Annotated in this window: 22 protein-coding genes, 1 tRNA gene and 1 other annotated feature; of the genes, 18 read left to right on the top strand and 5 right to left on the bottom strand. The window is 55.0% G+C overall.

The window, feature by feature from the left end; all coding sequences use genetic code 11:
• Positions 1 to 53 precede the first annotated feature (53 nt).
• Positions 54 to 328: a binding site (T-box leader), on the top strand.
• 51 nt (positions 329 to 379) lie between these two features.
• Complete coding sequence (locus NOS26_RS02325; RefSeq protein ID WP_074786881.1) at positions 380 to 1,822, top strand: sodium:solute symporter family protein; 1,443 nt, start codon at positions 380 to 382, stop codon at positions 1,820 to 1,822.
• A gap of 908 nt (positions 1,823 to 2,730) precedes the next feature.
• On the opposite strand, the gene crcB is transcribed toward NOS26_RS02325, so the two are convergent.
• Entirely contained in the window at positions 2,731 to 3,111 is a 381-nt protein-coding gene (gene crcB, locus NOS26_RS02320) for a fluoride efflux transporter CrcB (protein ID WP_014015164.1), read from the bottom strand.
• 374 nt (positions 3,112 to 3,485) lie between these two features.
• On the opposite strand from crcB, the gene NOS26_RS02315 reads away from it, so the two are divergent.
• The 12 genes from NOS26_RS02315 to NOS26_RS02260 all read left to right on the top strand — a co-directional run bounded on the left by NOS26_RS02315 (position 3,486) and on the right by NOS26_RS02260 (position 14,592).
• Complete coding sequence (locus NOS26_RS02315) at positions 3,486 to 5,237, top strand: radical SAM protein (protein ID WP_074787596.1); 1,752 nt, start codon at positions 3,486 to 3,488, stop codon at positions 5,235 to 5,237.
• Positions 5,215 to 6,021 (top strand): peptidoglycan editing factor PgeF, encoded by an 807-nt coding sequence (gene pgeF / locus NOS26_RS02310; RefSeq protein ID WP_074787594.1) that lies wholly within the window; start codon positions 5,215 to 5,217, stop codon positions 6,019 to 6,021. The genes NOS26_RS02315 and pgeF overlap by 23 nt, the downstream gene beginning before the upstream one ends.
• A gap of 118 nt (positions 6,022 to 6,139) precedes the next feature.
• The gene (locus tag NOS26_RS02305) at positions 6,140 to 6,823 is read left to right on the top strand and encodes a YggS family pyridoxal phosphate-dependent enzyme (RefSeq protein ID WP_014015161.1); all 684 of its coding nucleotides are present in this window, start codon (positions 6,140 to 6,142) and stop codon (positions 6,821 to 6,823) included.
• Between the two features lie 15 nt (positions 6,824 to 6,838).
• Positions 6,839 to 7,351 carry a cell division protein SepF gene (locus NOS26_RS02300; protein ID WP_014015160.1) on the top strand — a complete coding sequence of 171 codons (513 nt, stop codon included), beginning with the start codon at positions 6,839 to 6,841 and terminating at the stop codon, positions 7,349 to 7,351.
• A 16-nt stretch (positions 7,352 to 7,367) separates the two neighbouring features.
• Entirely contained in the window at positions 7,368 to 8,153 is a 786-nt protein-coding gene (locus tag NOS26_RS02295) for an RNA-binding protein (RefSeq protein WP_014015159.1), read from the top strand.
• A 27-nt stretch (positions 8,154 to 8,180) separates the two neighbouring features.
• The gene (locus tag NOS26_RS02290; protein ID WP_014015158.1) at positions 8,181 to 8,783 is read left to right on the top strand and encodes a DivIVA domain-containing protein; all 603 of its coding nucleotides are present in this window, start codon (positions 8,181 to 8,183) and stop codon (positions 8,781 to 8,783) included.
• 87 nt (positions 8,784 to 8,870) lie between these two features.
• Positions 8,871 to 9,272 carry a hypothetical protein gene (locus NOS26_RS02285; protein ID WP_014015157.1) on the top strand — a complete coding sequence of 134 codons (402 nt, stop codon included), beginning with the start codon at positions 8,871 to 8,873 and terminating at the stop codon, positions 9,270 to 9,272.
• Complete coding sequence (locus tag NOS26_RS02280; RefSeq protein WP_014015156.1) at positions 9,259 to 10,059, top strand: Cof-type HAD-IIB family hydrolase; 801 nt, start codon at positions 9,259 to 9,261, stop codon at positions 10,057 to 10,059. The genes NOS26_RS02285 and NOS26_RS02280 overlap by 14 nt, the downstream gene beginning before the upstream one ends.
• Positions 10,060 to 10,082: 23 nt before the next feature.
• Positions 10,083 to 10,988 carry an RNase adapter RapZ gene (rapZ, locus tag NOS26_RS02275; protein ID WP_027895015.1) on the top strand — a complete coding sequence of 302 codons (906 nt, stop codon included), beginning with the start codon at positions 10,083 to 10,085 and terminating at the stop codon, positions 10,986 to 10,988.
• A gap of 11 nt (positions 10,989 to 10,999) precedes the next feature.
• Positions 11,000 to 12,346: a YvcK family protein gene (gene yvcK / locus NOS26_RS02270; protein WP_014015154.1), complete on the top strand. Its 1,347-nt coding sequence runs from the start codon at positions 11,000 to 11,002 to the stop codon at positions 12,344 to 12,346.
• Between the two features lie 13 nt (positions 12,347 to 12,359).
• Positions 12,360 to 13,295 (top strand): DNA-binding protein WhiA, encoded by a 936-nt coding sequence (gene whiA, locus NOS26_RS02265; protein ID WP_014015153.1) that lies wholly within the window; start codon positions 12,360 to 12,362, stop codon positions 13,293 to 13,295.
• Positions 13,285 to 14,592: a hypothetical protein gene (locus tag NOS26_RS02260; RefSeq protein WP_074787592.1), complete on the top strand. Its 1,308-nt coding sequence runs from the start codon at positions 13,285 to 13,287 to the stop codon at positions 14,590 to 14,592. The genes whiA and NOS26_RS02260 overlap by 11 nt, the downstream gene beginning before the upstream one ends.
• A gap of 142 nt (positions 14,593 to 14,734) precedes the next feature.
• Here the strand turns inward: NOS26_RS02260 and NOS26_RS02255 are convergent, their stop codons facing one another.
• Genes NOS26_RS02255 through NOS26_RS02245 form a run of 3 tightly spaced genes read right to left on the bottom strand, consistent with a single transcriptional unit; the run spans position 14,735 to position 16,968 of the window.
• On the bottom strand, positions 14,735 to 15,523 hold the full coding sequence (locus NOS26_RS02255) for a basic amino acid ABC transporter substrate-binding protein (protein WP_014015151.1): 789 nt from the start codon (positions 15,521 to 15,523) through the stop codon (positions 14,735 to 14,737).
• Between the two features lie 14 nt (positions 15,524 to 15,537).
• Positions 15,538 to 16,182 (bottom strand): HAD family hydrolase, encoded by a 645-nt coding sequence (locus NOS26_RS02250; protein WP_074787590.1) that lies wholly within the window; start codon positions 16,180 to 16,182, stop codon positions 15,538 to 15,540.
• 3 nt (positions 16,183 to 16,185) lie between these two features.
• Positions 16,186 to 16,968, bottom strand: a complete 783-nt coding sequence (locus NOS26_RS02245; protein WP_022497179.1) for a basic amino acid ABC transporter substrate-binding protein — start codon at positions 16,966 to 16,968, stop codon at positions 16,186 to 16,188.
• Positions 16,969 to 17,985: 1,017 nt separating this feature from the next.
• Between NOS26_RS02245 and thiM the strand changes: the two genes are divergently transcribed.
• The 5 genes from thiM to NOS26_RS02220 all read left to right on the top strand — a co-directional run bounded on the left by thiM (position 17,986) and on the right by NOS26_RS02220 (position 22,127).
• Positions 17,986 to 18,819 (top strand): hydroxyethylthiazole kinase, encoded by an 834-nt coding sequence (gene thiM, locus NOS26_RS02240; protein WP_255917211.1) that lies wholly within the window; start codon positions 17,986 to 17,988, stop codon positions 18,817 to 18,819.
• A gap of 4 nt (positions 18,820 to 18,823) precedes the next feature.
• The gene (locus NOS26_RS02235; protein WP_014015147.1) at positions 18,824 to 19,123 is read left to right on the top strand and encodes an MTH1187 family thiamine-binding protein; all 300 of its coding nucleotides are present in this window, start codon (positions 18,824 to 18,826) and stop codon (positions 19,121 to 19,123) included.
• A gap of 50 nt (positions 19,124 to 19,173) precedes the next feature.
• Positions 19,174 to 19,264 (top strand) — tRNA-Ser (locus NOS26_RS02230).
• A gap of 115 nt (positions 19,265 to 19,379) precedes the next feature.
• The gene (locus tag NOS26_RS02225; protein WP_074787585.1) at positions 19,380 to 20,156 is read left to right on the top strand and encodes a TatD family hydrolase; all 777 of its coding nucleotides are present in this window, start codon (positions 19,380 to 19,382) and stop codon (positions 20,154 to 20,156) included.
• Positions 20,157 to 20,309: 153 nt separating this feature from the next.
• Positions 20,310 to 22,127: an ammonium transporter gene (locus NOS26_RS02220; protein WP_074787587.1), complete on the top strand. Its 1,818-nt coding sequence runs from the start codon at positions 20,310 to 20,312 to the stop codon at positions 22,125 to 22,127.
• Positions 22,128 to 22,478: 351 nt separating this feature from the next.
• Here the strand turns inward: NOS26_RS02220 and NOS26_RS02215 are convergent, their stop codons facing one another.
• The gene (locus NOS26_RS02215; protein WP_255917210.1) at positions 22,479 to 23,705 is read right to left on the bottom strand and encodes a transposase; all 1,227 of its coding nucleotides are present in this window, start codon (positions 23,703 to 23,705) and stop codon (positions 22,479 to 22,481) included.
• Positions 23,706 to 23,712: the final 7 nt, after the last annotated feature.

Raw genomic sequence — 23,712 nt, 5'->3', positions numbered from 1 at the left:
CCTTGACTTTATTTTATTTTCCTGTATAATCATGGTCAACAACAGATTTCCTGATAACAGTTGTGATGGAAAAAAGTAGTGTCTTTGAGCTTTTCAGAGAGTCCCCGGCTGGTGTGAGGGGACAGGGGAGAGGGCATGAAGTTCATTCCTGAACTGTACGGCTGAACGTGAGTAGGCTGTACCGGGACGGCTGCCGTTATACGGCCATGAGTTGATCGATTCGAGATAATTAGGGTGGTACCGCGGAATCTTCCGTCCCTGGCGTACCACTCTTTTTTTATCCATATATCGATAAATTGGGTGGTACCGCGACTGAGTCGTCCCTTTTGTGAGGGGCGGCTTTTTTTCGGGAAAGTATTTCAGAGAGGAGTTTTTTACTATGGGAACCACAGGGATTCAAGTCTTCATTATTTTAGTGTACATCGGCGTTCTCTTCGGTATCAGCTGGTATGTCAAGCATAAGGCTGCCGCTTCGACGGAAGCTTACGTATTGGCTGGCCGTAAATTGACGACGCCCCTCATCATGGTGTCTATCGTCGGCCTGGCTGTCGGCGGGGCTTCGACTATCGGCGTTGCCGAACAGGCCTACAAAGTCGGGCTGTCGGCCGGTTGGTATACGGCTGCCTGGGGCATCGGGGCCATCGTCATGGGCCTGACGGTCGCCAAGAAGTATCGTCAGCTCAACATTACGACGGTGCCGGAATTGTTGGAACGGTATTATGACCGCCGCAGCATGGTTGCCGGTATTGGCTGTCAGGTTTTGGTCCAGCTGGTCATCATGAGCTTGCAGTACGTCGCCGGCGGCGCTATCCTGGCCGCTTTGATGCCGAACATCTTCACGCCGGTTACGGGGATGCTCACCAGTGCCGTCGTCTTCATCGGCATTACCCTCATCGGTGGTATGTGGTCGGCCAGCCAGTCTAACGTCCTCAATGTTACCTTGCAGTACATCGGTATTACCGTCGCTGCTTTCCTTATCCTGGGCATGGCCGGCGGTATCGACGTCGTCGCTATCCAGGCTCCGTCCATTACGTCCATGGACCTCATCAGCGGTGTCGGCTCCATGACTATTGTCACGTGGATCGTCGTCCTCATTACGGTCAATGTTTCGCTTCAGGCTATCATCCAGATTTCCCTGGGTGCCAAGGATGTCCAGACGGCCCGCAAAGGCTTCATCATTGGCGGCCTGGTCATGCTGCCCGTTGGCTTCATCGCAGCACTCCTCGGCGTCATCGCTGCCGAAATGTATCCGGCTATTTCGCCGACGACGGCTTTGCCGAAACTCATCATGTCCCTCAATCCCTGGCTGGCCGGTGTGACCTTGGCTTCGCTGTGGGCTGCCGATGTCAGCACGGCTTGCAATCTCCTGCTGTCGGCTGCGACGCTGTATTCCCATGATATTCATAAACAGTTCATCGATCCCAATATGTCCGATAAGAAATACATGACCGTTACCCGTATTTCGGTCCTGCTCTTGGGTCTGCTGACCTTAGGCTTTGCCTTGACGATTAGCGGCATCATTTCGACCCTCATGGCCGGCTTGTCGCTTATGACGGCTTTCGCAGTCATCGTCCTCATGACCATGTATGCACCGAAATATTGCTCCAGACAGGCTGCGTTCTACACGATTTTGGCTTCCATCATCGTCCTCGTCGCCTGGATGTTCGTACCGGCTGTCCGCGTACTGCCGCACGTCATCTATGCCGAATGGATCGTCTGCGCCGTCACTTTCTGCGGCATCAGCTTCGTATCCAAGAAAGCCATCGCAACAGACGGCCTCGTAGAAGAAGCCAAGACTGTCGGCGCACCGGCACAGCATTAGGAGCGTATCGGCCTAAAGTAAAAAAGGGGGCTGTCGCACGAAGGCTTTTGCCATCATGCGTGGCCCTTTTTCTTAAATGTTTGAGGTTTGATGTATGATGTTTGAGGCAATGGCTTTTAAAGTTTGTCCCATCCACATCAAACTTTCAACTTCAAACTTCAAACTCAAAAAGGCGTTGTCTTCATGCGACAGCGCCTTTTTTGCTCCCTTGAGAGGTTGTTTTTAAATCACCGCGTGGAAATTCAACCTCTCCGGCCCGTTGGGCCACCTCCCCTATGAGGGGAGGCTTTACGGCCTGCGGTCTGAGGGGGCCTTTCCCAAGGCTCGCCTCATAGGAGAGCTGTCAGCGAAGCTGACTGAGAGGTTGCTTTTGAAGTAGTGTGCGGAAATTCAACCTCTCCGGCCCGTTGGGCCACCTCCCCTATGAGGGGAGGCTTGCGGCCTGCGGTCTGAGGGGCCTTTCCCAAGGCTCGCCTCATAGGAGAGCTGTCAGCGAAGCTGACTGAGAGGTTGCTTTTGAAGTAGTGTGCGGAAATTCAACCTCTCCGGCCCGTTGGGGCGCCTCCCCTATGAGGGGAGGCTTGCGGCCTGCGGTCTGAGGGGCCTTTCCCAAGGCTCGCCTCATAGGAGAGCTGTCAGCGAAGCTGACTGAGAGGTTGCTTTTGAAGTAGTGTGCGGAAATTCAACCTCTCCGGCCCGTTGGGCCACCTACCCTATGAGGGGAGGCTTGCGGCCTGCGGTCTGAGGGGGCCTTTCCCAAGGCTCGCCTCATAGGAGAGCTGTCAGCGAAGCTGACTGAGAGGTTGTTTTTGAAGTAGTGTGCGGAAATTCAACCTCTCCGGCCCGTTGGGCCACCTCCCCTATGAGGGGAGGCTTTACTACGAGCCCCTAGCCACGAACCACTAACACTATCCCCACAAGGCGTTGCCCGTGGCGAAGCCTAGCCAGCAGCAGACGAAGCCGCCGATGACGTTGAAGGAGAAGTAGGCCAGGGCCGGGAAGAGGTCGCCGGTGCGGACGAAGGTGAGGAGTTCCATGTTGTACGTCGAGAAGGTCGTGAAGCCGCCGAGGATGCCTGTGACGAAGAAGAGTTTGACGACCGGCGGCAGGTTGCTGCTTTCGGAGAAGAAGACGAAGAAGACGCCGATGCAGAAGGAACCGATGATATTGGCCAGGACGGTGCCGTATGGGAAGAAGGCGCCGCCGTGAAGGTTGGCCAGTTCCGTGAGTAAATAGCGCAAGCCTGCGCCGATGCCGCCGCCCAGGGCGACGAAGAGGACTTTTTCCATGAAGAGGACTCCTTTTTTATGAAATAAGCGGGCCGCCCTTTGGGACGGCCCCTACGGAAGCGGTCCGTGGGGGTCTTTCAAAAGGCTCGCCTCATAGGAGAGCTGTCAGCGAAGCTGACTGAGAGGTTGCTTTTGAAGTAGTGTGCGGAAATTCAACCTCTCCGGCCTGTTGGGCCACCTACCCTATGAGGGGAGGCTTTGCGGCCTGCGGCCTGCGAACGGCGACCTGCGGGCCGCTCTTTTGAGCGGCCCCTACATCAATTAATACCATACCACGATGGGGAAGGCGATGCAAGACGCTGCTGGCCCATCGGGACATTCTGTGATACAATATAGGTTACCTATAAAGGATGAACGAAAGGGGAGGTGTATACATGAGCTGGCAAGTCGAAAAGGCCCTGGATGATTTGATGGCCCAGGAAACGGGAGCCGTATGCTATCCGTTCGGGACGCGTCACGCCATGGCTATCTGTTATCCCAATACGTACGACGTGGCCATGAGCAATCTGGGGATGCAGATCATTTACCGCGAAGTGAACGGCCGCGAGGACTGGCTCTGTGAACGGGCCTTCCTGCCGGACAAGGACCTCATGAAGGTCTTCGACAAGACGGGGGAACCGCTCATTTCCCTGGAGAACCGCCGGCCCCTGTCGGATTTTGAGATCCTCGGCTTATCGGTCAGTTTTGAAATGGATTATTTCAACGTGCCGAAGATCCTGGAAATGGGACGTATCCCCATCCTGGCAGCTGACCGCGGCGATGAGGATACGCTCGTCGTCATGGGCGGGCCCGTCGCCTTTTTCAATGCCGAACCGCTGTCGCCCTTCGTCGACGTCGTCCTGGTCGGCGAAGGGGAACACTTCATCCATTCCTTCCTCGATGCTTATGGGGAAGGCAAGGCCCGGGGCCTGGGGCGTCATGAACTGCTGCGCTATCTGGCCATCCACGTTCCCGGTGTCTATGTGCCGTCTTTGTACCGTCACGAATACGATGATGACGGCCATGTCGTGCGCATCGTCCCGGAAGAAGGCATCCCAGCCAAGGTCGAACGGCAATGGCATGAATTGGACCAACCAGCCGAGACGGTCATCGCCACGCCGAATACGGAGTTCGGCGCCATGTACCTCATCGAGATTGCCCGGGGCTGCGGCCGTCACTGCCGCTTCTGCATGGCCGGATACTGTTACCGCCGGCCCCGCGTCCGCCCCTTGGACTATGTGAAGTCTGCCGTCCTGCGCGGCAAGGAGCTGGGCAAGAAAATCGGCCTCATGGGGGCAGCCATTTCCGATTATCCCTACATCGACGAACTGGTCACCTTCATCCGCGACCAGGGCCTGGCTTTTTCCTGCGCGTCCTTGCGGGCCGATTCGATTACGCCGACTATCGTCAAGGGACTGGCCGAAAGCGGACAGAAGACGATCACCCTGGCGCCGGAAGCGGGCAGCAAGCACATGCGGGACATCATCAACAAGGGCATTACCGAGGAGCACCTGCTCCAGTCCATCGACCTGGCGACGGCCGCCGGCATCCGCCACGTGCGCATGTACATCATGGTCGGCCTGCCCATGGAGAACGATGACGATATACAGGGCATCGTCGACATGACCCGCCGCGTCCAGCAGCACATGGCGGCCATCGGCAACCTGAGCCGCATCACCCTGAGCATCAACCCCTTCATCCCCAAGCCCTTCACGCCCTTCCAGTGGATGGCCATGACGGAAAAGAAAGTCGTCGAGAAACGGCTCAATTTCCTCAAGAAGGCTCTGAAGGACAAGCAGATCGAGCTGCTCATCGAGCCCCTGCGTTCGGCCTATATCCAGGGCGTCCTGTCCCGGGGCGACCGCCGCGTCGGCGACCTCCTGGTCAAGGCCCATGAGTACGGCGGCGTCAAGGGCTGGAAGCGGGCGGCCAAGGAACTTCATTTCGATATTAAAGGATTTTTATATGACCAGCGTCCGACCGATGCCGTCATGCCCTGGGATACGATCGACACGGGACTGGTGCCGACGTACCTGACGGACGAGCTGAAGAAGGCCGAGACCGGCGAATTTACGATTCCCTGTTTCGACGGCTGCCGGCGCTGCCATATTTGCGGAGGTCATCATGACGAAGTGGGTAGAACATAAAAACGGAATCTGTTGGGAAGAAAGTACCCTCCTGGCCGGGGCCGGCCTGCGCCACGGCGTGACCGGCAAGAGCGGCGGCGTGAGCGAAGCGCCTTTTACATCGCTCAATCTGGCCCTTCACGTCGGTGACCGGCCCAAGGACGTCCTGGAGAACCGGCGCCGCCTCTGCGCGCTCCTGGGCTATTCCCTGCAGAAGCTGACGACGGCCCAGCAGACCCATGAAGACCACGTCGTCGCCGTCGGACCGGCTGAAATCGGCTGCGGTGCCGGCAGTTATGCCGACGCCCTGGCCCATACGGACGCCATCATGACAAACCTTCCCGGCGTGCCGCTCCTGCTCTGCATCGCCGACTGCGTGCCGGTCATCGTCTACGACCCGGTGAAGCAGGCCGTCGCCGTCATCCACGATGGCTGGCGCGGTACGGTGCAGCGCCTGGCGGCCAAGACAGTCTTTGCCATGCGCCTGGCCTACGGGTCGGACCCGAAGGACCTTCTGGCCTATGTCGGGCCTTCCATTTCCCGGTCCCATTACCAGGTCAGCGAAGACACGGCCATGGCCTTCCGCCGCCTGGGCCCGGACTACGCCGCCTGTGCCGGCGAGACTGACGGCGTCTGGTCCGTCGATTTGTGGCAGGCCAACCGCCTGCTCCTGCTGGAAGCGGGCCTCGCGCCGGACCACGTGGAAGTCACGACGAGCTGTGCCTTTTCCGAAGCGGATAAGTTCTTTTCCTACCGCCGCGATGGCGGCCATACGGGCCGCATGGGGGCCTTTGCCGTCCTTTGAAAAGCAGATGGGACAAATTTTTAAATATGACTAGCTTTTATAGCCTTAACTATATATAATAAAAGAAGTGTAATGTTTTATAAATATATATAATCACATGCACTACGGAGGGATAGGCTTGATTAAGGAAAATCTTGAGGCAGTAAATAAGAGAATTGCCGATGCAGCTGCCCGTGTCGGCAGAACTGACAAAATTACGCTTGTCGCAGTTACGAAGAATCATCCCGTAGAAATGATGGAAGAAGCCGCCAAATGCGGTGTCACGGACGTCGGTGAAAATCGGGTCCAGGAAGCACTCCAGAAGCTGGAAGCCTTTCCGGATAACCATTTGACCTGGCACTTGATCGGTCATCTGCAGACCAACAAGGCCAAGCATGCCGTCGAACACTTCGACCTCATCCACTCGATCGATTCGGAACACCTGCTCAAAGCTGTGGATAAGGAAGCCGGCAAGATCGGCAAGGTACAGGATATTCTCCTGCAGGTCAATGTGGCCCGCGAAGAAAGTAAATTCGGTATGGAAGTAGAGGACTTCCCGGCTATGTGCGAACTGGCCAAGGGTATGGAACACGTCCGCGTCCTGGGACTCATGTGTATCGCCCCGAATTACGACAATGTCGAGGATGTACGGCCTGTATTCCGCATTGCCCACGCTTTGTACGAAGACATGAAGCCAAAGTTTCCGGAAGGTCAGATCCGTTACCTGTCTATGGGCATGACCCATGATTTTGAAATAGCAATCGAAGAAGGCGCCAATGTCGTCCGCGTAGGTACGGCGATCTTTGGGCCCCGTAATTACTAAGGAGGAGTATTCACCATGGGAGTAAAGAAAGTTTGGGATAAATTAGTAGGTACTGTAGGCGGCGTCAACGAAGACGACGAATTTGAAACGGACGAATACGAAGACGAAGAAGAAATGGAAGAAGAACGTCCGCCGCGCCGCACGCCGGCCGTAGCTCCGCGCCGTTCCAGCGTCAACTATGCAGCACCGCAGGAAAAACCGCTGCGCATGGTCATCGTCGAACCGGAAACCTTTGATGATTCGCAGAGCATTGCCGATTACATCCGCGACCGCAAGCCTGTCGTCATCAACTTCGAATCGACGCCGGACGACATCGCCAAACGCGTCGTCGATTTCGTCAGCGGCGCTACGTATGCTCTTGACGGCAACATCCAGAAGGTCGGCAAGGAAATCTTCCTCTGCGTACCGAGCAACGTCACCGTCGATCACGGCAAACGCGACGATTACGGCGATTTCAACACGCCGCCCCTGTCCTGGAATGGCGGCAGCAACAATAACAGCAACGGCAATAACACGCCGCAGCACTAGTAATTGAGGGATTATCTTGAAGAACAGAGATCGGATTATCCGTTATTATCAGGGGACCGATAATGGCGAGCTCGCTGCCCGCCTTATCGATCTGGCTGACAGCACGGCCAAGGGCCGTCCTTATGCTGTCAGCGAGTTCGTATCTCCCGGCGCCGTCCAGATCGGCGAGACCATCCAGGCCCATGTGCCGTCCCTGGTCCTCCGGACCTTTGGCGGCTACGAAGGGGCTGAACGGGTCAAACTGGCCTTTGTCAGCGCCGATTACGACGGGCCTGTCGATTTCGGCATCACGGCCTGCCGTCTGTCCTGGGATGACCGCTACCGGCTCCTGGGGCACCGCGACGTCCTGGGCTCGCTCATGAGCCTCGGTGTCGGCCGGGAACGCTTCGGCGACATCATCATGCAGGAGGCCGGTGCCATCCTTTTGGCAGATACGAAGCTCGTCCCCTATTTACAGCAGAATTTCACAAAAATCGCTATGGTATCCATTGCCATCGAAGAGATGCCCCTGGAAGACATCGCGCCGCGCCAGGAAAAGGTTAAGGAAATCAAGACCACTGTTGCATCGCTCCGCCTCGATGCCATTGCCTCATCGGGCTTTGGCATTTCCCGTACCAAGGCGGCCGAAGCCATCAAGGGCGACCGGGTCCAGGTCAATTGGCAGCCTGCCAAGGGGCCGAGCCAGGACGTCAGTGAGGGCGATGTCATTTCGCTGCGCGGCAAGGGCCGGATGGAACTGGCCGAGATTACGGGTACGTCGAGAAAGGGCCGTATCGGCGTCTTGCTGAAGCGGTATATGTGATTCCCTTTTTCATACGGAGGAAATGCCATGCTTACACCAATGGATATTCACAACAAAGAATTTAAACGCGGCTTCCGCGGCTACAGCGAGGAAGACGTCGATGCCTTCATGAACAACATCGCCGGCGACTACGAAAAGGTATACCGGGAATATTGCGAATTGAAGGAACGCTGCGACAGCCTGCAGGATAAGCTGACGCAGTACGAAAAGATGGAAGCGACCATGAACAGTACGCTCATGCTGGCCCAGCAGACGGCAGAAAATGTCAAGGTCTCGGCCCGTAAGGAAGCCGACCTCATCCTGCAGGAAGCGGAAAGCAAGAAGAAGCAGATGCTCGACGAAACGATGATGAATCTGCAGAAATCCCAGCAGGAATGGGAAAAGCTCAAAGCCCAGACCGGGGCATACCGTGCCAAATGCCGCGCTATCCTGACCAGCCAGCTCAAGCTGCTCGACGATATGGCCCTCGACGGCGAAGCGGCGGCACCTGTCGCTTCGGATAAGGCTGTTGCCGTCAAGCCGGCAGCGGCTGCTGTCGCCGTTTCGGCCGAAGCGGCACAGAAAGCCGTACCCGACCATGGCAGCCACGACGGCAAGGACGCCGAAAAGGACGCCAACAAAGCCAAATAATACGTATTTTCTGGATATGCTCTCTTTCAGGTATGACGCACGTTAGACCCGGCAGGGAGTATATTTGTTTATAGAGGGGGGACCATCATGAAAAGACTCTTTCTTTTACTGGCAGCCTGGTGCTGCCTGGGCCTGGGCACGGTCCTGGCCTACAATCCCTACGCGCCGAACCAGTTCGACGCCGTCGACCGCCATACGTGGGAATACAAGGCCGTCTATGACCTGTCCAAGGCCGGCCTGACCGGGGCTCCGATGGAGCGGTTCGCCCCGTCGTATAATCTGACCCGCTATGAAGTGACGGAAATGATCGCGACGGCCATGAAGAACCGCAGCCGGGCTACGGCAGACCAGCAGCAGGAAATCGATAAGCTGGCCCAGAGCTATGCCGATGACCTGAGATATGTCACCGACGCGGCGCAGGAAGCCAATCAGACGCCGAAGGGCGTCGTATTCGACTGGAAGGAGGGAACCCTCGGTGCCGGCCATTAAGATGATCACCATCGACCTCGACGGGACCCTCCTGCGCAGTGACGGCAGCGTGTCGGACCGGACGGTGCGGACGTTGCAGGCCGCCCGCGATAAGGGCGTCGTCGTCGCCATCGCCACGGGCCGCATGTACCAGACGGCCCGGCCATACGGAGAACGGCTGGGGCTGGGCGACAGCCCGCTGCTGCTCTTTGCCGGCGGCCTCATCGAGACGCTGGAATCGAAGAAGATTCTCTTCCAGCAGGTCATCCCCAGGGAATGGGCGCAGGAACTGGCCGATTTGGCCCGCCGCCGGGGCTGGCAGCTCCAGACCTATATCGACGACGTCCTGCGCGCAGCCCGGGACGACGAGTGGATCCGCGACTATGAACGGATCACGCACAGCAAGGCCTGCATCTGCGGCGATGACTTTTACCACGTCCAGGGCGACTGCAACAAGCTCCTCAGCCGGGGCGGACACGACGACCTCGTCGCCCGCAAGGCCCTCATCGAAAAGACCTTTCCCGGCCGGTTCAATGTCCTCTTCTCGGCGCCGACGTTCCTGGAAATCATGCCCCAGGGCGTCGACAAGGGCGAGGGCATCCGCCGCCTGGGCGAGCTCTACGGCATCGGGACCGATGAAATCATGGCCCTCGGCGACTCCCAGAACGACCTGGATATGCTGAAGGCTGCCGGTTTCCCCGTAGCCATGGCCAACGCCGCCGAAGAAGTGAAGGCCGCAGCGGCTTATGTCACGGCGTCCAACGACGACGACGGTGTCGCCGCAGCTGTCGAGAAATTTGTATTATAACTCATTTAAAATAGGAGGTTCTTATGGACCATTTTCATTTGATCATTGTCACCGGCATGTCCGGTGCCGGTAAGAGCCATGCCGTCCAGGTACTGGAAGATATCGGCTATTTCTGCATCGACAATATCCCGCCGGTCCTGATTCCTAAATTCGCGGAATTATGCATCAAAGGCGGCGAACGGGTCCGCCACGTGGCCCTCATCGCCGATATCCGGGGCGGTGAATTTTTCGATGCCATGAGCCAGTGCCTGAAAGACCTCAAGGCCGAAGGCATTTCCTACGAAATCGTCTTCATCGAAGCCTCTGACCAGGCCCTGGTACGGCGTTACAAGGAAACGCGCCGCGTCCATCCCCTGGCCCCGCACGGCCGCATCAGCCAGGGCATCGCCGAAGAACGAAAGCGCCTGGCCAGCCTGCGCCAGAAAGCGGATTTCATCATCGACACGTCGAACCTCAAGACGAAACAGCTCAAGGAAATCCTGGTCAAGCGCTATGCCATTACGGACAGCAAGAAGAACATGACCGTCACGGTCGTCTCGTTCGGCTTCAAGCACGGCATGCCCATCGACGCGGACATCGTCGAAGATGTACGCTTCCTGCCCAATCCGTATTATATCGATGAATACCGCCATAAATCGGGCCGCGTGCCCTGTGTGCGCGACTATGTCGAAAGTTTCCCCATTACCCAGACGTATAAGGAAAAGTGGTTCGACATGATCGACTTCCTCCTGCCCAACTACGAACGGGAAGGCAAGAGCCAGCTGGTCATCGCTGTCGGCTGCACCGGCGGCATGCACCGCAGTGTCTGTATGGCTGAAGCCATGTATAAGCATTTGCGGGATAATGGTGTCGACGTATCCATCGAACACCGGGATATCCAGAAGAACGACGTCGAAGAAGATGCGCCGGGGTACGAAGGCGAAGCGTAGGAGGTGCTGTCATGCGTTTTATGAAATGGCTGCATCCGGGCTTGCACATCAAGCGATGGCTCTTTCTCTTCGGCCTGGGCATGATGTGTTCCAGCTTCGGCATTATCCTGACCTTTAACTACCAATGGCTGGGAGAATTGGAAGAATGGGCTTTCCGCCTGCTCTACGAAATGACCGGCCATTATAACTATACCATCCTGGCCAGTCTGGGCATCCTGGTCATCCTCCTGGGGCTGGTCGTCATGGCCTGGGCCACGCGGCGCCTGATCCGCACCATGATCGGCGTCGTCATGCCCGGCGAATCGGAGAACCTCAGCGACTTGATCTTCTCCAACCTGCAGCTGTCCAAAGGGCCGAAGGTCGTCGTCATCGGCGGCGGCACGGGCCTGTCGGTCATGCTGCGCGGCCTCAAGGCCAAGACCTATAATCTGACGGCCGTCGTCACCGTTGCCGATGATGGCGGCTCGACGGGCCGTATCCGCCAGGACCTGGATATCATCGCGCCTGGTGACCTGCGCAACTGCCTGGTCGCCCTGGCCGATAAGGAAGGGCTCATGGAAAAGCTCTTTGCCCACCGCTTCGGCGGCTCCGGCAACCTGACGGGCCACAGCTTCGGCAATCTCTTCATTGCCGCCCTTATCGAAGTCCTGGGCGACGTCGAAGAAGCCATGGATGCGACGAGCAAAGTCCTGCGCGTCCGCGGCAAGGTCATCCCGTCGTCGGCGGAAAAGATACGCCTCAACGCTGAAATGACCGACGGCCGCATCGTCGAAGGGGAATCACAGATTCCCCATGCCCACGGCAAGATCAAGCGCGTCTTTACGACGCCGGAACATCCCAAGGCCATCCAGTCCGCCGTCCGGGCCATCCAGGAAGCCGACGCCATCGTCCTCGGACCGGGCAGCCTCTATACGAGTATCATGCCCAATCTCTGTGTGCCCGATATCGTCCAGGCCGTCCGCACCAGCAAGGCGCCGAAAATCTATATCTGCAACGTCATGACCCAGCCCGGAGAAACCGATGATTACACCGTATCCGACCACGTCAAGGCCATCAACCGCCAGGCCGGCGGCAGGGTCATCGACTTCGTCATCGCCAACAACGGTGACGTCGATCCGGCCGTCCTCCAGCGCTATGTCGCCACCGGGTCCCATCCGGTCATCATCGACAAGAAGGAAGTCAGCCAGGCCGGGGCGACGCTCATCCTGTCGGATCTCATCAACAAGGAAAACAGTGCCACCCACGATACGAAGAAGCTGGCCAACGTCCTCTTCGACCTGATCAATGCCTTGCGGACCGACTTATCGCCGGAACTGTTGCATTACTATTTGAAACGTTACACATTTACCCATCGTTAGGAGGCGGCATCTTTTGTCTTTTGCAGAAGAAGTGAAGAATGAAATCGCCCACTGCAAGCCGGAAAATGCTGCCTGCCGCTTTGCCGAACTGGCGGCGCTGCTCTGCATGGGCGGGTCCCTCATCCTCGGATCGCGCGGGACCATCGGCATCGAATTCAGTACGTCCAATAATGCCGTCGCCCGCAAGGCTTTGAAGATGTGGATGGAATCCTTTACGGTCCGGCCGGAAGTCCGCGTCCGCCAGGGATTGCGCCTGCGCAAGAAGAACTATTACATCCTGCGGGTGACGCCGTCGCCGGAGAGCACGGCCATCTTACGGGACCTGTCCTTATTTCCGACGGATGCGGAATTTTCCGCCATCGATCTCCGCAAGGCCGACTGCCAGCGGGCTTTCCTGCGGGGCGCTTTCATGGGCGGCGGTTCCGTCAACCAGCCCAAAGGGGACTATCACCTGGAACTGGTGACGGGCAATGCGGCCTTTGCCGAAAAACTGTTGAAAATCATGCGCCGCTTCCATCTGCCGGCCAAGACGACAGACCGCAAGGGTGATTATCTCGTATATATCAAAGAGGGAAATGGCGTGTCCCAGTTCCTGCAATATATCGGCGCGGCCCAGGCTTATCTCAAGTTTGAAAGCGTCCGCGTCGTCAAGGGGATGCGCAATAACGTCAACCGCGTCGTCAATTGCGAAACGGCCAATCTTCAGAAGACCGTCGACGCCGCTGTCCGCCAGCGCCGGGCCATTACCTGTATCCAGGAATCGGGCCTGTATCCGCGCATGTCCCCGAAGCTTCGGGAAGCGGCGGAACTGCGCATGGCCAATCCGGAAGCGTCCATGAGCGAGCTGGCGGCCCAGTCGGGACTGACGAAATCCGGCTTGTCCCACCGATTCAAAAAAATCGCTGATATAGCGAAACAGATAGAAGGTCAAAAAAAAGATGAAATTTAAGAAACTATGTACTTATATAGCCGGCCTGCTGACGGCCTGCCTGCCTTTGGCAAGTGCCCTGGCGGCGGACCTGCCGGCTGTGGACGATCCGGAGGTCATGGACCGCGTCGTCGCCCAGCGCATGCTGCCCATTTCCATGACGGCCCCTGTCGATACGGGGACGCTGCTGCTGTCAGACAGTCCGGAATACGCCGATGGTGACGGTATCCTCTATGGGGATATGGTCAGCGGCGACGTGCGCCTTTATTTCTATCATGTCAACCAGCATCCGTACAACCGGAAAATCGTAGCCATGCTCTACAACCCGCATCCTTATCCGCTGGAAGCCGTCCTCCAGGGCTATCAGTACACGCGGCCCAGCACGGATTACTACCAGGTTGGCAAGGAATTGTCCACCATGTATTATGAAGGCAATATGACGGTCAATAAGATTACCGTCCCGGCTCATAACTATGCCGTCGTCGGCCAGCGCCTCAACGAGACCGTCGTCCGTCCGGACCAGCTTTTTTCGGGCATCGTCAATGTCAGCCTGCCGGAACCGATGATCCTGTCATCCATGATCCTGCCGCCGCAGGAAGACCCTGTCGCCTTCATCCGCAAGCAGCAGTACCTGGCCAGCGACTCGGTTCAGCTGCGCGGTACCTTCCACGGCAAGGACCGCTATCTGAGTACGCTCATCCCGTACTCGACGGACAGCGGCATCGGCTATATCCTCCTGGCCGACGGCGTCTGGGACCGTTTCCTCCAGGGGCGCGACGTCATGGACAACCGGGCCTCGGAAGACACGGGCAACTACGGCGTCGATTACACCATCCACCTGCGCACGACAGGAAACGGGGATGTCCACTTGTATTTCAATCCCCAGGGCGGCGAATATGCCGGCGTGACGGAACTCATCTACAGCGACCACAAGCGGGGGGAAGACAAGAAAATCGTCGAACTGCCGCGCCACCGCCATTCTATGGGCCTCAATGACCCGTATGCCATGGAATACGTCGATACCTTCCCGGCCGGGACAGACATGACCATCCGCATCATGCCGCCGGGAGCGGCCAACCTGCCGGTCCGCTTCCTCGTCGTCCCGGACAATAAACTCCAGCCCATCCGCGAAGCCGTCCAGGCCGAACGGACTGCCAAAGAAAAACGGACTGCTGCCGCTGCAGAAGCAGCTAAACGGAAAGCCGCCTACAAAGACACAACCATCCAGCCCGAAGCCGAACTCCAGTCCGACAACCAGGGTGAGTTCACATCCCTGAAAGACCGCTTGGCCAAACTCCAGCAGAAGGATAAAAAATAAGTGGTTCGTGGCTCGCAAAGCCTCCCCTCATAGGGGAGGTGGCCCAACGGGCCGGAGAGATTCTTTTGCCTTATTGCTGCAAACTAAAAACTACAAACTTAAAACTCAAAAAGGCGCTGTCTTCATGCGACAGCGCCTTTTTTTACTGCTTCGGTTCTTCGCCGAACCATTTCTTATAAATCTTAGCATACGTTCCGTCCGCTTTGAGTTCCTTCAAAGCTTCGTTGACCTGCTTGCTCAGTTCCGGTTTATCCTTGCTGATGCCCATGGCTACGCCGCGGGACGTAATGGCTTCGCCGACGATTTTGAGCTTGTCTTTACCACCTTGCTGGAGGTAATACTGGGCGACGGCTTTATCGATGGAAACCGCGTCACACGTGCCGGCTTCCAGTTCCATCCAGCCCTGGGTATTGGTGTCAAATTCCTTGACGTTGGCGCCGTGTTCACGGGCGTAGTCGGCTGCTTTGGAACCGACCTGAGCGCCGACGGTCTTACCGGCAATGGAGTCATAGCCGGTGATGTCCGTATTGCCCGTCGGGACGACGATGGTGTAGCCGCCCTGGTAGTAGACGTCGGTGAAGTCGATCTGTTTCTTCCGTTCATCCGTAGCGTCCATGCCGGCAGCGATGAGGTCAATCTGGCCGCTCTTCAGGGCCGGGATGAGGGCATCGAAGCCGAGGTTCTTGACTTCCATCTTGTAGCCCAGTTTGTCGCAGACGGCCTGGGCCAGGTCGATGTCGAAACCGACGTCTTTTTCGTTTTCCGTGAATTCAAAGGGCGGGAACGTCGGTTCCGTGCCGACGATAAGGGTCTTGTCACCTTTGGCAGCACCGTCTTTTTTGTCGGCTGTACCATTCGAGCCGCAGCCGGAGAGAAGGGTCAGGGCTGCCAGGGAGGCAGCGACGAGGGTCGTAACTTTTTTCTTCATCATAATAGGTTCCTCCATTAGGGAATAGTAAGGATTTCACTGAGATCCTTCATGATTGCCACATGGGGCAGGGGAGCAAATTCCTGGCTCGTCGTCGTGCCTGTCGTCACGGCGGCAAAGGCGACGCCTGCGTTTTGGGCCGCTTTGGCATCGATCGTGTTGTCACCGATATAGAGGACGTCTTTCTTGTCCAGCCCGAAATGGCGGCAGACGGCGTTGATTCCGTCCGGGGCGGGTTTGGCCTGGGCGACGTCTTCCATGCCGACGACGAGGTCGATGAGGCTTTCCATCTGATACTTCCGCAGCGTTTCACCGATGCGCGACCGGGTCTTGGTCGAGACGATGCAGCACAGAGCGCCGGACTCTTTCAGGGTGCGGAGCGTCGGCAGGGTCTGCGGATAGAGGTGGGTATTGGCCGTCATGTATTTATCGGAGAAGCGGACCTTGTATTCCGTAGTCAAGGCCTGGATGCGGGCCGGGTCCGTTTCTCCGGTCAGGTTGGCCATGGCGTCGTACATGGTCATGCCGATCGTGCGGCGGATAGCTTCTTCGGGGATACCGTCATAGCCTTCGGCTTCGAAGAGGAGCTGGAAGCACATGACGATGCCTTTTTCCGAATTTGCCAGGGTGTAGTCGAAATCGAATACGTAGGCTTTATACATGGATTATTCCTTGGGGTCGACGCCGAACCATTTCTTGTACAGTTTGGCGTAAGTCCCGTCGGCTTTGAGGTCGGCCAGGGCCTTGTTGACTTTTTCCAGGAGTTCCGGTTTATCTTTGGAAACAGCCATTGCGATGCCGGCATCGGCTTTCTTGGCATCGCCGACGATCTTCAGGTCCTTATCACCGCCTTCTTTCATGTAATAGAGGGCAACCGACGTGTTGATGACGACGGCGTCACACGTACCGCTCTGCAATTCCATCCAGCCCTGGCTGTTGGCGTCATACTGTTTGACCGTAGCGCCGGCTTCCGTAGCCAGGTCTACGCCCTTCGTGCCGACCTGGGAACCGACGGTGCGGCCTTTGAGATCATCAAAACCATTGATGGTCGTGTTGTCCTTGCGGACGACGACGGAGTAGCCATCATGGAAATAAGGATCCGTGAAGGAAACCTGTTTCTGCCGTTCCGGCGTAGCGTCCATGCCAGAAGCAATCATGTCAATCTGGCCGCTGCGCAGGGCCGGGATGAGGGCGTCGAAACCGAGGCTCTTGACTTCGACCTTGGAGCCCATCTTTTCGCCGATGGCATTGGCCAAGTCGATATCAAAACCAATATACTTGTCGTTTTCTGTAAATTCAAAAGGCGGGAATGTCGGTTCCATGCCGACGACGAGGGTCTTCTGTTCACCTGAAGCGCCGTCTTTTTTATCTGCCGAAGAACCGCAGCCGGCGACCAACGTCACAGCTGCCATGGCAGCAGCTGCCAAAGCTAAACATTTCTTGTTCATGTGTAACAACTCCTGTTCATTGCCTAATAAGGAAAAATAAAATACAACTACTCGACATAATTATACTATATATAGCGCAAAAAATATAGCATAAAATGCGTAGGGGCCGACCCGGCTAGGGCGGCCCGCTGTGATATTTGATCATGGCCTATTCGGAATGATGGTGAGCTTTTACGAGCCACGAGCCACGGCTTTTTCCTCGGAATCAAATGCGGCGTTCCGCCGCGGCAGACTCAAACTGACAACGACGCTTCGGGGAGCCCTCAGCGCGTAGCGGGCCGCGGCCTCTACGGATGCCGTTACACCGCGGCATCTCAAACTGACAACATTGCCTCGAGTAACCCTCGGCTCGTAAAAAAATGCCCCGACCGGGGCCATCGTAGGGGCCGACCCGGCTAGGGCGGCCCGCTGTGATATTTGATCATGGCCTATTCGGAATGATGGTGAGCTTTTACGAGCAACGAACCACGAACCACGGCTTTTTCCTCGGAATCAGATGCGGCGTACCGCCGCGGCAGACCCAAACTGACAACGACGCTTCGGGAAACCCTCAGCGCGTGGCGGGCCGCCTTCACAGGACGGCCCCTACGGATGCCGTTGCACAACGGCATCTCAAACTGACAACATCGCCTCGAGTAACCCTCGGCTCGTAAAAAAAGCCCCGATCGGGGCCAGCGTAGGGGCCGACCCGGCTAGGGCGGCCCGCTGTGATATTTGACCACAGCCCATTCGGAATGATGGTGCGCTTTTACGAGCCACGAACCACGAACCACGAGCCACGGCTTTTTTCGCGGACTCAGATGCGGCGTACTGCCGCGACAGACGCATGATTGTATTACGACCGAGTGTCATTCGTCATAAATTCCGACTATACCCACGATTCACAGCGGGACGCCTTGATCAGGACGTCCCCTACGATATCGCATACAGGCGATGGAAATGCCATTAAATTTCCCTGGCCTTTCGTTGTCAGAACGTCTATAATAGAAAGAGCAAAATGACAAAGGTGGTAATAATATGACTGAATCTGAAATCCGCGATGCCGTCCGGGAAGCTGCGAAATTAGCTAAGGCGTCGAATCCGTTGACACCGTCCATTACCAATACGGTGACGATTAATTTCGTCGCCAATGCCCAATTGGCTGTCGGCGGTTCAGCAGCGATGGTTTATTTACCCGATGAAGGCGTCAGCATGGCCAAAGCCGGCGCGGCTATGTATATCAACGTAGGGACTTTGTTCCCGATTTATGCGGAAACACTGCCGAAAACAGCAGCCGTACTCCATGAAGAAGGAAAACCTTGGGTCCTGGACCCCGTAGCCATTGGCATGGGCCAAATGCGGACGGACCTTTTGATGACCTTCAAGGACTATAAACCGTCTATCATCCGTGGCAATGCATCGGAAATCATTGCTTTGGCCGGCTTATGGGGCTTAGAAGGTGGTACGGACACGTCGGATGTGCGCGGCGTCGATTCGACCGATTCCGTCCGCTCCGCAGCTCATGCTGCCGCTGCGCTGGCTCAGTGGACAGGCGGTGCTGTCGCCGTTTCTGGAGAAGAAGATTTAATTACCGATGGCCGACAGATTGTCCTTTCCCAGGGCGGTTCAGAAATGATGCCCTGCATTACCGGGACGGGTTGCTCCCTGGGCGGTGTCATGGCCGTTTATGCTGCCGTAGCCGACCCTTTCATTGCCGCCATTACCGGGGCCGCTGTCTATAACCTGGCCGGGACGAAGGCCGCAGCCCATGCCAGTGGGACAGGCTCCTTCCAGACGGCCTTCATCGATGAACTCTATGTAGCCACGCCCGATGCGATTGCCCAGAACCCGTTGATTGTAGAGGAGGTATAATACAATGAACACATTAATTGCCGTAGCTATTGCGCCTTGTGGTACAGGCGATGAATTTGCCCCTTATGTTGCTGAAATCGTGCGGATCATCCGGGAATCGGGCTTGCCGAACCGGACCAATTCCATGTTCACTGAAATCGAAGGCGAATGGGACGACGTCATGGCTGTCGTTAAAAAAGCGACACAGTACCTGACCGACCAGGGCTTGCGGGCAGAAGTCGTCTTGAAAGCCGATATCCGGCCAGGATATACGAATATGATGAACAATAAGACCAAGGCCGTAGAAGATATATTGAAAAAATAACTTGACAATCTCGCTCCATCGTAGTATACTGACATAGTCAGTTGACGCATGGAGTGATACTCAAGAGGCTGAAGAGGACGGTTTGCTAAATCGTTAGAGGTCGTAAGGCCTGCGAGAGTTCGAATCTCTCTCACTCCGCCAGATTACTGGACAGAGAGCACCTAGGAAATTTTCCTAGGTGCTCTTTTTTGGCTACGCAGGGGCCTGTTTTTTTGGTACAATATTCGTGGAATCTTATTTTCACGAGGTGTCTGACATGGATATAAAGTATTATGATATTGGACTCAATTTATTTACCCGATCATTTCCTAAGCCGGAAAAAATCATTGCCGATGCGGCGGCAGATGGTATTTGTTGCATCTTGACCGGGTCGGAAGCCCGGGAGAACCGCTTAGTCGATCAGTTTGTCCGCAATCATACGGCTTTTGGCACGGCTGGTATCCATCCTCATGTGGCCGATGAAGCGACGGATGCAGATTTAGAAGAAATCCGGCGCATCGTCATGACGAATCCGAAAGTCGTCGCCGTCGGTGAAACAGGGCTCGATTACGATCGCATGTATTCTAAGAAAGAGAATCAGCTCCATTTTTTCAAGGCCCTCATTGCTATGGCCGAAGAATTGGACAAGCCTTTGTTCCTGCACGAAAGGGATGCAGCTGACGATTTCCTGGCTTGTTTTAAAGGGCATGAAGGAATTTGTCCGCAATCCGTCGTCCATTGTTATACTGGCGACAAGAAGACGCTGGCCAAAATGCTCGATTTGGGCTTTTATATTGGTATTACCGGCTGGATTTGCGATGAACGGCGAGCCGCTCCCTTGCGCGATGCCGTGTCTATCCTTCCTTTGGAACGGGTTCTCATCGAAACGGATGCGCCCTATTTGACGCCGCGGGGATTCCACTTGCCTCGGACGAATGTTCCTAACAACATTACTTATGTGGCCCGGACGTTGGCTGGATATATGGATGTATCTGTTGAAGAACTCATAGCCCATGCTAAGGAAAATACAGAAAAACTTTTCAAATTACCATAAAATTTCTTGACAAGTATAACGTTTGTTTTTATAATATATTTAAATTTAAAATTTATAAGTTTTAAATTATTTATGTTTAATTTAATATGTTTGGCAATGGCGCCTGGTCGTTTTCTACGGTCAGGCGTCTCTTTTTGCAAGGAGGGGAGTTTTATGAGTGAATTCAGACATATCCTTCAGCGCGGCAGCCTGGCAGCCATTTTGACTTGCAGTCCATTAGCCGCTTTGGCCGCAGATGCTGGAACGGGCCGGTATTCCTCGGTCGATACGATTTGGATTCTTCTCGGCGCTGCCCTGGTCTTCTTCATGCAGCCTGGTTTTGCCATGTTGGAAACGGGCTTGACGCGGGCTAAGAACGCTGGCAATATCGTCATGAAGAATTTCATGGACTTTGCGCTGGGGACTGTTTTCTTTTGGTTCCTCGGTTTTGGCCTTATGTTTGGTACCGATTTTCACGGTATCATCGGGATTCCAGATCCTTTTGTCCAGAACTTCCACGTCGCTGATGACGCCGGTTTCCCGGACATGGCTTTCCTCATTTTCCAGACTGTCTTCTGTGCGACATCGGCGACTATTGTTTCCGGCGCTATGGCAGAACGGACGAAGTTCTCTGTTTATTGTATTTATTCTGTCTTAATCAGTCTGCTCATTTATCCGATTTCCGGTCACTGGATCTGGGGCGGTGGCTGGCTCCAGGAATTAGGTTTTCATGATTTTGCCGGTTCCACTTGCGTTCACATGGTCGGCGGTGTCTGTGCTCTCGTCGGTGCCTGGATTTTGGGACCTCGTATTGGCAAATACAATAAAGATGGTAGTGTCAATGCTATTCCGGGTCACAGCCTGCCGTTGGCCTGCTTGGGCATGTTCATCCTCTGGTTCGGCTGGTTCGGGTTCAATGGCTGCTCAACCGTTTCCATGACCGGCGATGAAACGCTGGTATCGGCTTCGATGATTTTCGTTACGACCAACATGGCGGCTGCTGCTGGTGCTTGCACGGCTATGATTGTCACTTGGATCCACTATGGCAAACCGGATGTTTCCATGACCTTGAACGGCGGCTTGGCTGGTTTAGTCGCCATTACGGCTGGCTGCGATGCTGTCAGCGTTACCGGTGCCTTCATCATTGGCGTCATTTCCGGGGCTGTCATCATTTTCCTCATCGAATTCATCGACCAGAAATTGAAAATCGATGACCCTGTCGGTGCTGTTGCCGCTCACGGTGGCTGCGGTGCTTTAGGCACTATCCTGACGGGATTGTTCAGCGTCAAAGATGGCTTGCTCTATACGGGAGAAACCCACTTCTTCCTCATTCAGGTTCTCGGCGTCTGTGTCGTCGCCCTCTACGTCTTCGTCGCCATCAATATTGTCTTCCGCATCCTCAACGCCACCATGGGCTTGCGCGTTACGGCAGAAGAAGAAATCAACGGCTTGGACTTGGAAGAACACGGTATCGCTTCGGCTTATGCCGGCTTCATGATTACGCCCGATACGGTTACGCAGGCTATTGATGCAGGCAAGGCTCCGGCTGATGCTGTTGAAGTTCCTCTGGATAAACCGGAAGCGGCTCCGTCGGCCGTTACGGTTACGTCTATGCCGGCTGACGGCCATCATCTGTACAATGTCACGATCATTACCGATGAAAAACGCTTTGAACCGCTCAAAGCAGCTATGGAAGCTATCGGCATCACTGGCATGACTATTACCCGGGCCCTGGGTTTCGGCATTGAAAAAGGCCGTCCGGAAATGTATCGTGGCGCTAAAGTATCGGCTAAACTCCTTCCGAAAGTACGCGTCGAAATGGTCGTTTCCAAAATCTCGCCACGGAAGATCATCGATGTCGCCAAGAAAGTCCTGTACACCGGCAAATACGGCGACGGCAAAGTCTTCGTCTCGACCATTGACAATGCCGTCAAAATCCGTACCGGCGAAGAAGGCTACGAAGCCCTGCAGGATTATCCTATTAATAAGTAAGTATTCTATCGTAGTTCATCGCTCATCGCACGGGATTGATATTTTTAATTTCCTACGACAAATGATGAACGACCTACGACCAACATCAAAAGACGCTGTCTTCATGGGACAGCGCCTTTTTTTATGAGAAAATACTGAAATTTCCTATTTTTCAAGGGAATTTGGCCGATATTTTTATAATTCGAGGAGGAACTATGCGCAAAATCGTCAACTATCCCCACCTAACGCTTTCGGCGTTTGAGGTGGGAGCTTGTAAGTCGGAACTGCATAGGTACTAACGGCATCAAAAGATGTCTTCCTAAATCCGCCTACATCATCGGGTGGCTGACAACACCCGCTTTGCTAAGGAGTTTACTCCAAAGCAGTTGTTATTCTTTCGTAACGAGGATTGTTATCTCCGGAAATCCACATAGTTCCGAGGAGTTGGATATTCATAGCTCCGATACGGTCATCGTTAGATCTGTAACCACACTGGCAACGATATAAGTGTTTGTGATGGTCACGGTTTTCCTTGTGGATAGTACCGCATTTGGGACAACGTTGAGAGGTATACTTAGCAGATACCTTCAGAACTTCGGAACGATTTTCATGAGCCTTATAGGTCAGGAATTGCTCCAACTGATAGAACGCCCAGCTGCGCAGGTCGTAATTTTGTTTAGCAGTTTTTGAAAGATGGGACTCTTCGAAGCTAACACCGGTCAAATCTTCAAGCACAAACAGCGTATCTTTGCCGTATTTTTCAACGAGTGTCTTAGAAATCCGATGGTTTACATCAGACATCCAACGGTTCTCTCGTCCTGAAATGGCTTTGAGTCTACGCTTTGCTGATTTTGTACCTTTAGACTGGAGCTGGCGGCGGACTTCCTGAAATTTATGGCGTTTAGTAGCCATCTTCTTACCAGAGACGAATTCAGTTTTGCCCTGTTCGTCATAGCTAACGGTCAAAAAACGTAATCCACGGTCAATACCGACAACGTGACGGACGTTTTCTTTCTGAAAATCTTCGACAGCTTGGGTTACGGGAATGTGGAGATACCATAAACCTTTGAGTTCGACCAGTTTTGCTGTTCCAAGGTCATAAGCGCCATCAAGGTATTCAGCGAAATGTTCGCCCTCAAAAGTGCATTTGGTTCTTTTGCCGAGTGTATTGATAGATAGGATTTGACCATCATTAACGAAACTGTAATCTCGGTTACGGACCAAGTCTGCTTGTGGACGGCTGAAGAATACTGGCTTCCAGAGCCATTCCAAAGTTTTGGTAATGCGTTGCCAGTTGCCATTCCTATCCTTATATCTGTAGGGATTTTGGAAGAGCTGTTGTTTTACCGTTTTATATCTGGCAATCGTCGTCTTGATAGAAGACTGGGCCAGCTGCGATTTCAGACCGAACTGGCTGCGCAGGTCACTGTACAGCTCTCTGTTGAGACTTTGGTAGGTCATGTTAAATCGGTTGTTGAAGATGTACTGCGACACGAAGTTACAAGCCTGACGGTATTGTTCGGTCATCTGACGGAACAGAAACTCTTGTTCAGAAGTAGCATGTATACGAAGTTTTATCGTTTTAGTTAGGTTAGACATTTTTTCA

The sequence above is a fragment of the Megasphaera sp. SC8-1 genome (assembly GCF_024436295.1).
GTDB lineage: Bacteria > Bacillota > Negativicutes > Veillonellales > Megasphaeraceae > Megasphaera > Megasphaera elsdenii.
Note: the sequence above shows the minus strand (reverse complement) of the source record. Positions and strands in the feature narration are given on the sequence as shown.

What these genes read in the sequence shown, in the direction of transcription:
- NOS26_RS02325 (WP_074786881.1), top strand. Translation starts at nt 380, where the DNA reads ATGGGAACCACAGGGATTCAAGTCTTCATTATTTTAGTGTACATCGGC.
- crcB (WP_014015164.1), bottom strand. Translation starts at nt 3,111, where the DNA reads ATGGAAAAAGTCCTCTTCGTCGCCCTGGGCGGCGGCATCGGCGCAGGC.
- NOS26_RS02315 (WP_074787596.1), top strand. Translation starts at nt 3,486, where the DNA reads ATGAGCTGGCAAGTCGAAAAGGCCCTGGATGATTTGATGGCCCAGGAA.
- pgeF (WP_074787594.1), top strand. Translation starts at nt 5,215, where the DNA reads ATGACGAAGTGGGTAGAACATAAAAACGGAATCTGTTGGGAAGAAAGT.
- NOS26_RS02300 (WP_014015160.1), top strand. Translation starts at nt 6,839, where the DNA reads ATGGGAGTAAAGAAAGTTTGGGATAAATTAGTAGGTACTGTAGGCGGC.
- NOS26_RS02290 (WP_014015158.1), top strand. Translation starts at nt 8,181, where the DNA reads ATGCTTACACCAATGGATATTCACAACAAAGAATTTAAACGCGGCTTC.
- NOS26_RS02285 (WP_014015157.1), top strand. Translation starts at nt 8,871, where the DNA reads ATGAAAAGACTCTTTCTTTTACTGGCAGCCTGGTGCTGCCTGGGCCTG.
- rapZ (WP_027895015.1), top strand. Translation starts at nt 10,083, where the DNA reads ATGGACCATTTTCATTTGATCATTGTCACCGGCATGTCCGGTGCCGGT.
- yvcK (WP_014015154.1), top strand. Translation starts at nt 11,000, where the DNA reads ATGCGTTTTATGAAATGGCTGCATCCGGGCTTGCACATCAAGCGATGG.
- NOS26_RS02260 (WP_074787592.1), top strand. Translation starts at nt 13,285, where the DNA reads ATGAAATTTAAGAAACTATGTACTTATATAGCCGGCCTGCTGACGGCC.
- NOS26_RS02255 (WP_014015151.1), bottom strand. Translation starts at nt 15,523, where the DNA reads ATGATGAAGAAAAAAGTTACGACCCTCGTCGCTGCCTCCCTGGCAGCC.
- NOS26_RS02250 (WP_074787590.1), bottom strand. Translation starts at nt 16,182, where the DNA reads ATGTATAAAGCCTACGTATTCGATTTCGACTACACCCTGGCAAATTCG.
- NOS26_RS02245 (WP_022497179.1), bottom strand. Translation starts at nt 16,968, where the DNA reads ATGAACAAGAAATGTTTAGCTTTGGCAGCTGCTGCCATGGCAGCTGTG.
- thiM (WP_255917211.1), top strand. Translation starts at nt 17,986, where the DNA reads ATGACTGAATCTGAAATCCGCGATGCCGTCCGGGAAGCTGCGAAATTA.
- NOS26_RS02235 (WP_014015147.1), top strand. Translation starts at nt 18,824, where the DNA reads ATGAACACATTAATTGCCGTAGCTATTGCGCCTTGTGGTACAGGCGAT.
- NOS26_RS02225 (WP_074787585.1), top strand. Translation starts at nt 19,380, where the DNA reads ATGGATATAAAGTATTATGATATTGGACTCAATTTATTTACCCGATCA.
- NOS26_RS02220 (WP_074787587.1), top strand. Translation starts at nt 20,310, where the DNA reads ATGAGTGAATTCAGACATATCCTTCAGCGCGGCAGCCTGGCAGCCATT.
- NOS26_RS02215 (WP_255917210.1), bottom strand. Translation starts at nt 23,705, where the DNA reads ATGTCTAACCTAACTAAAACGATAAAACTTCGTATACATGCTACTTCT.